The 12,165-nt window shown below is 41.6% G+C and carries 12 protein-coding genes and 1 tRNA gene; 5 read left to right on the top strand and 8 right to left on the bottom strand.

Annotated features, from left to right (window positions below):
• Positions 1-94: 94 nt before the first annotated feature.
• Positions 95-304: a hypothetical protein gene (locus tag L0657_RS15660; RefSeq protein ID WP_235151723.1), complete on the bottom strand. Its 210-nt coding sequence runs from the start codon at positions 302-304 to the stop codon at positions 95-97.
• Between the two features lie 251 nt (positions 305-555).
• Between L0657_RS15660 and L0657_RS15655 the strand changes: the two genes are divergently transcribed.
• Positions 556-1,065, top strand: coding sequence for a hypothetical protein (locus L0657_RS15655; RefSeq protein WP_235151722.1), 510 nt, complete (start codon positions 556-558; stop codon positions 1,063-1,065).
• Here L0657_RS15655 and L0657_RS15650 read toward each other — a convergent pair.
• The 3 genes from L0657_RS15650 to L0657_RS15640 form a co-directional block, all read right to left on the bottom strand.
• Positions 1,039-1,431, bottom strand: a complete 393-nt coding sequence (locus L0657_RS15650; RefSeq protein ID WP_310588287.1) for a cyclic nucleotide-binding domain-containing protein — start codon at positions 1,429-1,431, stop codon at positions 1,039-1,041. The two genes, L0657_RS15655 and L0657_RS15650, sit on opposite strands and share 27 nt — an antisense overlap.
• A 398-nt stretch (positions 1,432-1,829) precedes the next feature.
• The gene (locus tag L0657_RS15645; protein ID WP_235151721.1) at positions 1,830-2,408 is read right to left on the bottom strand and encodes an ImmA/IrrE family metallo-endopeptidase; all 579 of its coding nucleotides are present in this window, start codon (positions 2,406-2,408) and stop codon (positions 1,830-1,832) included.
• 3 nt (positions 2,409-2,411) lie between these two features.
• Positions 2,412-2,747: a helix-turn-helix transcriptional regulator gene (locus L0657_RS15640; protein ID WP_235151720.1), complete on the bottom strand. Its 336-nt coding sequence runs from the start codon at positions 2,745-2,747 to the stop codon at positions 2,412-2,414.
• A 246-nt stretch (positions 2,748-2,993) separates the two neighbouring features.
• On the opposite strand from L0657_RS15640, the gene L0657_RS15635 reads away from it, so the two are divergent.
• The 4 genes from L0657_RS15635 to L0657_RS15620 all read left to right on the top strand — a co-directional run bounded on the left by L0657_RS15635 (position 2,994) and on the right by L0657_RS15620 (position 5,684).
• Positions 2,994-3,161 (top strand): hypothetical protein, encoded by a 168-nt coding sequence (locus L0657_RS15635; RefSeq protein ID WP_235151719.1) that lies wholly within the window; start codon positions 2,994-2,996, stop codon positions 3,159-3,161.
• A 172-nt stretch (positions 3,162-3,333) separates the two neighbouring features.
• On the top strand, positions 3,334-4,092 hold the full coding sequence (locus L0657_RS15630; RefSeq protein WP_235151718.1) for a hypothetical protein: 759 nt from the start codon (positions 3,334-3,336) through the stop codon (positions 4,090-4,092).
• A 7-nt stretch (positions 4,093-4,099) separates the two neighbouring features.
• On the top strand, positions 4,100-5,260 hold the full coding sequence (locus L0657_RS15625; RefSeq protein WP_235151717.1) for a nucleotidyltransferase: 1,161 nt from the start codon (positions 4,100-4,102) through the stop codon (positions 5,258-5,260).
• Positions 5,253-5,684 (top strand): hypothetical protein, encoded by a 432-nt coding sequence (locus tag L0657_RS15620; protein WP_235151716.1) that lies wholly within the window; start codon positions 5,253-5,255, stop codon positions 5,682-5,684. Before L0657_RS15625 ends, L0657_RS15620 begins: the two co-directional genes overlap by 8 nt.
• Before the next feature lie 115 nt (positions 5,685-5,799).
• Here the strand turns inward: L0657_RS15620 and L0657_RS15615 are convergent.
• From L0657_RS15615 to L0657_RS15600, 4 genes are all read right to left on the bottom strand, one after another.
• Positions 5,800-5,875 (bottom strand) — tRNA-His (locus tag L0657_RS15615).
• 95 nt (positions 5,876-5,970) lie between these two features.
• Complete coding sequence (locus L0657_RS15610) at positions 5,971-6,579, bottom strand: superoxide dismutase (RefSeq protein WP_235151715.1); 609 nt, start codon at positions 6,577-6,579, stop codon at positions 5,971-5,973.
• Between the two features lie 63 nt (positions 6,580-6,642).
• The gene (locus tag L0657_RS15605; protein WP_235151714.1) at positions 6,643-7,089 is read right to left on the bottom strand and encodes a nucleoside deaminase; all 447 of its coding nucleotides are present in this window, start codon (positions 7,087-7,089) and stop codon (positions 6,643-6,645) included.
• An 84-nt stretch (positions 7,090-7,173) separates the two neighbouring features.
• Positions 7,174-12,096, bottom strand: a complete 4,923-nt coding sequence (locus tag L0657_RS15600; protein WP_235151713.1) for a T9SS type A sorting domain-containing protein — start codon at positions 12,094-12,096, stop codon at positions 7,174-7,176.
• Positions 12,097-12,165: the final 69 nt, after the last annotated feature.

Here is a 12,165-nt window from a genome sequence, read left to right as displayed (position 1 = left end):
TGTATCAGGCGTAGGTCGTTCAGTGTCGGATCGGCACAATTGAACGACTTGCGCCTGATATGCTGAAATAAAGTCCCTGACTATTCCACAGCTGTTAACAGCCGGCATATGCAGGACGGAAAACGCCGTTGATGGCGATGATTGTTTTTTCTACAATAGTTCTACCATCTTGCAGTTCCAGATAAGGATTAGGATCGTCCGGATAAATTTGCTTGATAATTCCTTCGGCCCGTTCCAGTCCGTTAATGTCCAGAATCATTTCCACCTTCGCTCCACGGTTTTTGTAATCTACGAGTATTTCCATAAAGCTCTCGTTGACCGATAATGTCGTACGTAAGTCCATATATTTAATTGATTACCTGCTTGTAAAACAGTTTGTAAAAAGCAGTTTCTCCCCTGAATACGCCGATAATTAACGATTGGTTCAATGACTTTTTCGTTATTTCAATTGTATCATTCTAACTTTGCCGCTTCAAAAAGCAGACAACTGATTACAGTTGAAAAATTTGGCCGTCGAGTTTAGCGGTTTTCACCTAATAAACCCTCTTTTTTTCCATGAATACCAGATTTTCATTATATGGACTGATATTATTTATCTCCATGGTCTGTGCCTGTGATGGTTCGTTACCATTGTTGAACGAAGAATTTTGCTGGACAATTGTGGATGAATATGGCAGTAACATAGGGCAGAAGTGCAATAAATCCGAAAAACAAATGAAGTCCGATTACCCGGATCCCTGCAGTTATTACAAATTGGGTAAAAACGGCTGCTGGCTGACGGAACAGAAAACTTTATACCGAAATGTACCTGAGGGCCTAATCGACTATCTTGTCCAATGCAAGAGAATAACCCAGCCAATAAAGGTTAATTGTGAAGACTGTCAGGTTTGGCTTACTCGCGAAAAGCATTTGTCCAAACGTGACAATGCTATGTTTTTTAGAAGCATCAGAGGCTTTGGCTATTGTGGAGATACACTGACAAAACTATATAACGGAAGGGAAATCGTACTTCGTGAGACAAGTGATTCACTGATTACGTTACAATTCCTTAACCAGGCGAAATGAGCCTGCGTCGATTGCTACCGGTTCTTCCAATAAAACTCTGCAAAGCGATACAAATTTTGGGAATTTATTAAAAATCTCAACCTCCATTTCAGGAGTTGAAATGGTAATTATCGAGTCTTCAATACAGGATATGTAATATTCGGAAGGTGTTTTATTGATGACACAGTGCGGTGTCAAAGCTTCCTTTTCCGTATAGAATCCGGATGTTTTTTCTACTCCGTCAATCAAGTAATAAGTCCGGATAACACCTTTCAATATAAAGTATGCTTCATTGGATTTTTGCCCTTCTCTTAAAAGAATTGTATCTTTTTTGATTGTCGGAAAAGTGTTCAAAGAAATGATGATATTCTTTTCATCTTCTGTCAAGAAACATATTTTGGTATAAAGTCAAATAGTATGTCCTGAATTTTCCGCCTTTCTTTATCTGTAACAGGTGGAAGATTATTTACGATTCTTGAATATACGGAGATTTGTAGGACCTCATTGTGCGTTGGGTTCTTTGAATAACTGCGTGGCTTGTATATGGACCGTTTGTAACCGTCTTTGGTTGAATGGAAATTTAAGAATAGACTGCTAGTAATAAATTTCCTAATTTCTGGACGCTGTTAAAAACTAAAAAAGAAAGACCGTAATGTGATTATACAGGCTTAAAACCGTTAAAAACGGTAGAGTATCCGCATTCGCATTTTTAAACTACGGATAGCGGGGAGCTAGGTGCAATACTCGAAAACTTAAAGTATTTCGGGTTGGTTCGGCGGTTTTGATTAAATAAAGAAGTCTAAATTGTCCAGCCGGAAGAGCATAGCCTGAGGACTAACCCAAAAATATTTAGCCAATTCTCCCGCCAAATTGTAATCCTCTTGCAAATGCTTTTTTTGGTCGCGGATAAACTCAATCGCGCTTAAAACAAGTTCATCTGGCATTAGCAGAGAGGCGGCAAATGCATTAGCCTCCTTTTCTTGCAGGAATTCACCTGTTGAAGAATCTCTGTCTCTAAATTTTGGAGGAAAATATTTTTCAGCCGTATCGACGAAAATTCCATGCCTTTGGTGGTTTAATACAAAATGTCCTAGCTCGTGAGCCATTGTAAACCGGCGTCGACTAGGTCCGTTGTCTTTGTTGTAGCCGATTGTTGCCTTAATTCCATCGTAAAGTAGTACGCCCGAAATATCATCACCAAAATCATATGGAACCAATTTGATTCCCTTTTGAATTATAATTTTTTCAACATCCACTGCCAAGCATCTTTCATATAGCGTAGCTGGAAGCGTTGGATATAAATCATACTCACGAAGCTGCATAATTGCAACCTCTTCAATATGGCTGCGTCGCTTGTTGTTCATGAACTACTGTGAGCTTTTAAATTTTAATACAAAAGATGCTAGTTTGTTTAGTCCATCGACTGGAACATTCTTCAAATCATCGTCAGATAGATAACTAGAAATTTCAGTTATGTAAATTTTTGGTAAAAGATCGTGCGCGGTTATCTCCAAATGTTCGGCAATAGAATAAAGCTGATGAATAGATGGATTTTGTCTTCCCTTCTCAATATTAACAACGGACGCCCTGCTCAGTCCAATCGCGTGAGCTAACTGTTCTTGCGTCAAATTGGCTTTGCTACGAGCATTCTTGATATTCTCGCCCACTCGCTGATATAGAAATTGCTGTTCTTGATCAGTCATATGTTAGTCATTTAAATGCTAAATGTAAGCTATTTCCAAAATTTATGGCTGTATTGACCAACAAATTATCTTTTACTAGAAAAATATTTTATAACTATGGCAAAACGTTTGAAATTCCGTACATTTGATTCTTATTAATGTAAGGTATATCAAACACAGTGCAAGTTTAATGCATAGAGATGATATTTCGATTGCCCCAGTAGGAACATTTACATAAAATTAAAGATTGGAAAGGAGGTGTAAAAAATGGCAGTTAATAAACCAACCGGAGATGGGCGCAGAATCGGTGCTGTGCGTCAAAGATCACAATTTGAGCACAATGGCATGTATTTCAAGCGCGACGCTGAAACGGGTCGTATAATGGACGGAAAACAGGACGGAACCCCGTTCAAAGGTGTTCGTCATGAGAAGTAATTTTTGTAACGAGGGCATCGCTTTCAAACTAAGCGGTGCTCTCCAAATGCATTGCAATTTTAGTTGACATTAGAGAAACTAAGAAAGATTGTTCAAAACCAATTCGTACAGAATTAGAGGGAAAATGATAGGGATTCAGATATTAATTGCCATTGCATGTTTCGTGTTAAGTATGATAGCATTCAAGCAGAATGTTGACCTTCAGGGTTCAATTCGGGATGTTGGTTTTGGCCTATTATCGAGTATATTGATATTGCTGATATCGAATGCATATGAGAGCAGAGCCTTCATCAAAATTTGGTTTCAGTCCTGGCTGAAACCATCAAAGCCTGTAAGGATCTCAATGGCTTATTTTTTTAGGATTCGGGTCAATGGTAAATATTTATTAATTGACAGTCATAGACGACCTGGCTCTGGCTATCAACCAGTTGGCGGAGTATACAAGTATCTCCCCAATGAAACAAGCACACTTTTTAACAGTCTTGGAATTGAAGATATCAACGGAATTCCTATCGATGTTGATAGTAAAAATGATCTGCGTTGCATAGTCAAGAAACGGAAGCACCTTCCAAAATTTATTAGGTGGTTTAATTCTAAGAAGGACCGGGAAACTGATCCTTGGCGGGAGTTCTATGAAGAGCTAGTGGCCAGCGGAATCTTACCACACAATAAATTTCCTTATTTACAATATGTCCATTGTGGTTGCAACTACGAAGGAATCAAAGACCCAGACTTTTTCACATATGATGAATTTCTTTATGCGGATATTTTTGAGCTAAAGCCGGATGGTCCAGAACAACTTGGGGCATTGATCGCCTTAGATCCACCTCAGTCAGATCAAATAATTTTTGCGACTCACGACGAAATACAAAATGGACGTACTGTTACCGGAAAAGTTATCCTGCCCCAGACAAAAAAAATTTTAACATAACTTGAAGATGACGACAATTGAAGATCCATCGACGCAGTTGGACGAGCTGCTTGACAAAATGGCCGAGGGCCTCCAATTAGATGATACAAGATACGATCGAATGAAGAGTGCCTACCGTGCAGTACACGAGTTTGTACTTGAAGATCCTTTTTTTAAAAGTCTTGTAAAAGAAACTTATCCCCAAGGAAGTGTAAAAACCGAAACAGCGAACAAGCCCTACGAGGGTAATGAGTTTGATTTGGATACAATAATTCAATTGAGACCGGATGCCGGAAGGTTCGGCCCACAAGAAATACGTAAACAACTTGAAAGACGGCTTCGTGAACCTGGGAGTAGATATCGAAATTCCCTTATATCGAAAAGTCGTTGCGTGCGAATAAAATATGCAGGCGATTTTCACATGGACGTTCTTGCGGCTAGCCAACGGAACAACTCATGCCCAAATACGGTTTTGGTATTAAATAAAGAGATGCAGAACGTCGATATAAGCAATCCTCGTGGTCATGCGGATTGGTTTATTCAACAAGCAAACAGTGTTGTTGAGTCACTTTTGGAAAAGGCTGATAGGAAACGGGCGATCGAAATAGAGCGATTGCCAAACGATAATTTCAGAAGAAAAAAACCGTTGCAGCGCGCTGTGCAGTTGTTAAAGCGATATCGCGACATTTATTTCAGCAATGATGATACTTTCAAAACCTCAAGTGTAATACTGACTACAATAGCGGGTCAATATCATAGAGGAGAGCCTTCAATTTTTGATACCATGGATGGCATTGTCGGTCGCATAGTTTCCAACGCAAACTTCTATCAGAGCATTCCTGGGCAAAGAATTAAAGTGTTGAATCCAGTAAATCAGTTGGAAGATTTCACTTCTAAGTGGGACACGCAGCCAGAATACTACAACGCCTTTATCGATTTTGCGAGCCATCTAAACAACGAGTGGCAAAAATTTAAGTTACAACAGGGAGTACTTACCGAAAGCCGAATACTGAAGGGTTTGTTCGGTGAAGACATCTATAACGATGCGACATCCGCGGCAATGAGCCAGATTTCAAACGCCAGAGCTTCAAAAAGCCTCTATCAAATACCCGCTTCGGGAATATTGACTAGCCAGCCGGTTAGTCGTAGTATCATTAAGCCTAACACTTTTTTTGGAGATAATGCATAATAGTATTAATGGAATTAATGTAGCTCGACAGCTTGCTTATATCAAGCAAAAATATCCGCAGTTTGAGACAGAACTCTCAAAAAGTGGGAAGCTGCTTCTTGTGAAGGGCGCCCTGAAACCAACCGCTCGGAGCTGCAACTACAAATTTAGAATTGAATTTCAGGTAGGAAGACGGCCCAAAGTATATATTATTAGCCCTGTTTTGATAAAAAATAATATTGGAAAAATGCCACCACACCTTTATGGCGATGGTTCGCTATGTCTGTATCTTCCACGGACGGGTCAGTTCTCTGACGGACATTGGCTTGGAGACACCATTCTTCCTTGGGTGTCATTATGGTTAATATATTACGAAAACTGGTTGGTTAATGGGTATGTTTGGAATGGGGGTGGAGTTCACTCGGGAAAAATAGAGGATTACTAAATCGAGATTTACGAATTGCAGACCGTTAAAAACGGTAAATTATTTAGATTCGTAGTTTGGAAACTACGAATAAAGTCAACAAAAAAAGGTCCTGAAATTCAGGACCTTAATGTTTGGGAGGGAGACGGGTCTCGAACCCGCGACCTCTAGAACCACAATCTAGCGCTCTAACCGACTGAGCTACAACCTCCGTTTGAGGACACAAAATTAGGAAAAGGTTTACAGCTTCCAAACAAAAGTTGATATTTTTTATGAAAACTGTAAACCTTTTTTATCTATTTTTTGACTATTTCGCTGCAACATAAAGAGTGTCAGCAGCTTTCCAGTCTACTACGTTCCAATATGCCTCGATATAATCAGGGCGTTTATTTTGATATTTCAGGTAATAAGCATGTTCCCAAACATCCAGTCCGATTACAGGCGTACCTTTCGTTTCAGCGATATCCATTAATGGATTGTCCTGGTTAGGAGAAGAAGTGATAGCAATTTCACCGCCATCTTTCACGATCAACCAAGCCCATCCTGAACCAAAACGTCCAACTGATGCTTTTTTGAACTCATCTTTAAAAGCTGAAAAAGAACCGAACTTCTCAGTGATAGCCTTTGCCAATTCTCCAACTGGTTCTCCACCGCCGTTCGCAGAAAGAGATTTCCAGAAAAATGTATGGTTCCAATGCCCACCACCGTTGTTACGAACTGGTGCCGGTGCTTTGCTGATATTTTTGATAATCTCTTCTATACTTTTACCTTCCAGCTCGGTGCCTGCTACTGCTGCATTCAAGTTGGTAACATATGCCTGGTGGTGACGATCATGATGAATTTCCATTGTAAGCGCATCAAAATGCGGTTCTAACGCATTGTTTGCGTACGGTAACGGATCAAGTGTAAATGCCATTATGAATAAGGTTTATTGGTTATTGAATATGATTTTCTAGTTGGTTAACAGCAGAAAACTGCTTTATGTTCTTAATCCTTTAAAAAACTTATGTAACAACGCCTGACTTTCTTCCGCCAGAATTCCTTTTTTTAGCTGGGTTTTCGGGTGTAAAATGTTTTTACCAAGGCCTGAAAACCCTCTTTTTTCATCCGATGCTCCAAACACAACACGTTTCATTTGTGTCCAATATAATGCTCCTGCGCACATCACGCAAGGTTCCAGGGTAACATACAAAGTACAATCCTGAAGATACTTTCCACCCAGATACTCAGACGCCGCCGTGATTGCCAGCATTTCCGCATGCGCAGTTACATCTTTTAATCGCTCAGTCTGGTTATATCCCTTGCCTATAATTCTTTCACCGATTACAACAATCGCGCCAACAGGAATTTCCCCATCATCAAAAGCCCTTTCTGCCTGACGCAGTGCTTCGGCCATGAAATAATTGTCTAAAAAATCGGAAGTCATCTTGATCGGTTCGGTTGAGAACTACACCTAAAACAAAAGCGGGAAGCAATATACTTCCCGCTTTTTTAATATTTGCTATACATTTTACGGTTTAAAAATCCGCTGCACCGAAGTCCGGTCGCCATTTTGAACCTTTAAAAGATACATGCCTGGTGGTCTTGACGTAAAGTCAACTTCTGTAACTTTCTGACGTATAGATCTTTTCGCCAATGATCGACCGTTGAGATCAAAAATTTCAAACAGCGCCTCTTTGGCAGAAATTGCAGAAGTAATTTCCACCGTACATTTATTCTCAATCATTGTCGGGTATATTTTCAACCAGTCAGCCGCAACAACCGGAGGTTCTGTACCTAACACGGGATCAACCTGAACACGGAATGTCCCCGCTCCCCGACCTACGCCACAGCCGTTTGATATCGAAGTGATCTGGTAAACCGACGTCGTTTTCGGCGAAATCCTGACAGATATAGGGCTAATACTTGAAGATATCAGCGTATCCTTAGCGCCATCATTCAAGTTAAATGTCCAAGGCGCATCACCCGTGATTGCAATGCTCAACGTTGCACTCTGACCCATTAACACATTCGACGGGCCCGTAATTGTAGCGACCGGCAATGGATTGATAGTCATTTTTACAGAGCTTACGCTTCCCGGAAGTGTGTTTCCCTGTCCGGCGCTTACAACCCTGATAAAATAACTTCCTGCTTTAACTGTGTCAGGAACTGTGGCAGTCAGGATAGTTCCGTTATCCGTCGAAGGAATAGACACAAATTTCGTTATATCATTCACCGTTGAAATCTGAGCCGTGAATTTATTTCCGGTTGGGAAATCACCTGACTTTTGGAATGGGACAGTAAAACTTCTTCCGGCGCATATCTGCGATACGGACGGGCTACCAGTAGTAATAGTTGGAATAAGAACTGTAACCACCGCAACTCCATTTGAAAGCCCTACCCCACAAGCATTAGAAACTCTCGTCACAACATAGTTCGTCGTTGCTTGCGGAGTAACGGTCACCTGAGTTATGGCATTGCTCGACGTTCCTGTTTGTCCGTTTGACAGGGTATATTGCCAAGGCGCATCACCGGTAAATTCTATTGTAATCGTAGTCGATTGCCCTGGTGAGACAGCATTGTTTCCTGAAATCGTTGCTGATGGCAATGGTTTAATATGAACTTTTATCTCAGCCTTTTGACTTTCGCAAGTGTTAGCCCCTGTCTGTGTAACATAAAAAGAATAATCCTCAACTTTTTCTGTAAACGGAGTTAATGCCGATGTACGTGGATTAGTATCCGTTAACGTCAAATACCATTTAAGTGAGGTACCGGTAGCACTTAGCGGTGAGGCAGTAGCGCCCTGGCAATATTCAACAAAGGATGTTGCCAAAGCTGGCTTTGGAGTAACGTTTATTTTAACGTCGATCTTAGCACGGCTGCTTAGGCAACCATCTGCATCTTTTTGATTCACGTAGTAGGATGTCGTTCCTTCAGTTTCGGTAGATGGAGTTGGCGCCGTGGCAGAAGCAGTTCCGCCAGTAGCATTTGTTCCATACCAATTTAACTCCCCACCTGTTGACGGGGTCGCAGTAAGTGGTATTGCTTTAACAGATTGGCAATATTCGATCGCTGCGGCTGCAATGGTCGGAGCCGGCACGGCAGGTTTTACAGTCACATCAACCTTTGCACGAGTACTCTCACAAGTATTTAGTGTTTGGCTCACATAATAAGACGTTGTGCCAGCGGCAGAAGTTGATGGCGTTGGCGCAGTCGTTAATACTGTTCCACCAGTTGCGGCTGTGTACCATTTTAAAGCTGTTCCAGTTGCAGTTAATGGTATTGCAGTTTCGTTGAAACAATATACCACAGCCGAGCCAACTGTTGGAGCAGCTGTTGGAGGATTTACAATCACATCAATTTTAGCACGCGGACTTTCGCAGCCATTTAAAGTTTGGGTCACATAATATGATTTAGTGCCGGCAGTAGTAGTTGCAGGTATTGGAGCCGCCGCTACACCGGTTCCACCCGTTGCAACTGTATACCATTTAAGGGCTATTCCGGTTGCAGTTAATGCTACCGCAGTTTCAGATAAACAATAAGTAACATTAGCAACGGTTGGTGCAGCCGTTGCACAAGCAGATATAACAACATCAATTTTTGTACGAGGTCCTTCGCAGCCATTTAAAGTCTGGCTTACATAGTAAGAAACTGTTCCTATTGTTGTTGTTGATGGCGTTGGTGCGGCCGCCAAAGCAGTTCCACCAGTGGCAACAGTATACCATTTCAAAGCAGTTCCTGTGGCAGTAAGAGCCACAGCAGTTGCTCCTACGTTATATGTAACAGGCGTTGTTACCGTCGGTACCGGTGTTGTACACGTTGCAACACTTACAACAATTTCCGCACGAGGCCCTTCACAGCCGTTTAAAGTTTGGCTTACATAATAACTTGTTGTCCCCGCAGTTGTTGTTATTGGTGTTGGGGCTGTTGTTAATGCAGTTCCTCCTGTTGCTGTAGTATACCATTTTAAGGCGGTTCCTGTGGCGGTCAAGGGGACTGCGTTGGTAGCTCTGACTATATAATTTACTGGACTAACAACTGTTGGTATTGGTGGAGCGGGCAGTACAGTAACGGTAATCTTTGCCTTGGCGCTTGGGCAGCTATGACCTGGATATCTATAAACATAATAATCCTCAGTTCCTGCTACTGCAGTTGATGGAATTGGAATAGTTGTAGATCCTACATCTGCATTATCGGTTTCCGACCATATATAGTCGGTTGTTCCCCCATATCCATTAATTGCACCTGTAAGAAGACTCCCTGTCACAACGGAGTTTTGACAAATAGGAGCAGGATCGGTAATAATTGGAGTTGGTGTAAAATTTAAAACAACAATCCAAAAATCTAACCTTGCACTTTCACATCCATTTATAGTTTGAGTGACATAATAAGTAGGTCCAGTTAAAAAAGTTGCTGGTGAACTTGTTGATGGCGTTGGAGCCCCTGGTAATAAATGTCCAATTGAACCTTCATAGGCATACCATTTTAAATTTTGTCCATTTGCTGAAAGTTGCTGAGGAGCATCACCTACACAAAACTGAGTTTTAGAACTACTTGTTGGTGCAGGCGGAGGAGTACAAGTCCCACCAGTAACAATAACATCAATCTTCGCACGAGGACTTTCGCAAACTCCAACAGTTTGCGTAACATAATAACTGGTAGTGCCAGCAACCGCGGCAGATGGCGTTGGAGGCGTTGTTGACCCTACACCATCAACAGCTTGAGTGAACCAAAAAAATGAACCTGTTCCTGTTGCTGATAAAGGAGGAATATTTGTTTGCCCAACTGTGTAAGTTCTGTTAGTCACTGTTGGAGCAGCAGGTGCTTCTGTAATAACGATCGTAATTTTGGACCTTGGACTTTCACAGCTCCCAGTATTGGTTTGTGTAACGTAATAATCAGTAGAACCGGGGGTCGTTACAGAAGGACTTGGAACTGTTGTTGAAGGATTACCATCCGCCGTTGAGTACCACTGATAGTTTGTTCCAGCGGAAACAATAGCCTGTCTTAATATTTCCGAGGTAATAATTTTTATATTATTCTGACAAATTGGAGCAGGAGCTACAACTGTTGGAGCGGGGGTTGTAGCTTTGACATCGATAGAAATAGGAATTCTTTCGCTTTCACAGCCATTCACTGTTTGGCTTACAAAGTAAGATGGATTTCGGGCGTTGTGAGCTACGGTTGTAATGGGTGTTGGTGCTTCGGAAAGTGGTGTAACACCGTCACCACTGTACCATTTTATACCCGTTCCTTGCGCAGTAAGTTTTCCCGCAACGGCACCTACACAATAAGCATAGTATGCCTGTACTACGGGACCAGCAGGCGGTGTGCACGCACCAGCACTTACAACAACATCCAACTTAGCACGAGGACTTTCACAATTGTCTACTGTCTGCGTTACCCAGTAACTAGTTGTTCCAGCCTTATCCGTCGATGGTACAGGCCCTGCCGTAACGCCTACACCACCAGATTCTTGAGTAAACCAATAGAATGACCCTGTCCCGGTAGCTGCCAAGGCTGGAATATTTTTTTGACCAACTGTATAAGTTTTATTTGTTACAGTTGGTGCAGATGGGGCTGGCTTAACCGAAACAGTTATCTTGGCGCGAGGGCTTTCACATCTATTAAGTGAATTTTCTCTACGCGTTGTTACAAAGTAATTTGTTTCTCCCGCTATTGAAGTTGATAGTGTTGGTATAGTGGGCGAACCAGTACCACCTGAGGGATCCGTATACCAAGTGTATTCTCCACCATAGATATTATAATTATTTATGGCATTTGTTAAAAGCGTAGTTGGTACTTCAGAATTTTGACAAACAGCCGCTGGATTAGTGATTGTTAATTGTTTAGCCACTTCATAACCTCCGACTATTATTTGCCCCGCTCCACTTTCACATCCATCCACAACCTGAGTAACATAGTACTCCACATGGTGCCTTACAGCATAGTCTGTATTAATGATAACATCTCCTTGCAATAGGATAGTCCCATTATTAATATAAAAATTTGTACCCCCACCGGATTGGCCTAAAACAATTGGTGGAGCTCCTACGCAATATGTATAAGTTGCTCCAGCGGGACTATTGGGAGTAGTTTTTACCAAAATGCTAGAACTGGTACTTCCATTTATTGCAGGTGTTAACGAAATCACCCGAACCTTATAACCAGCTCCTGCAGCAGAAGCAGGAGGAATCGTAGCGACAATCGGCGAAACAGTCCCCTTTCCTATTTCTACCGGGCTTGTAAATGCCCCTGAAGCATCCGATAACTGTACAGTAAACTCTGTCCCAGCTGTAAAACCAGTCGGCGTAAATGCGACGGAAACAGTTCGGCCGGTACAGGCACTTGCATCAACTGCTACATTGGTGATTGTTTGAGCAAACGAAGAAGCTATCCCAAGAATAACCGCAATGCATGTAAAAATTCCTTTTTTAATAGATGTTCTTTTCATGTATATTTCAAAAATGTCTTTTCACTAACCTTTGTCAAGGTAAAGTTAGAGATATTTTTGAAATACATT

This window comes from Dyadobacter sp. CY345, assembly GCF_021502725.1.
Taxonomy (GTDB): Bacteria; Bacteroidota; Bacteroidia; order Cytophagales; family Spirosomataceae; genus Dyadobacter.
This window is presented reverse-complemented; position numbering and strand designations above follow the sequence as displayed.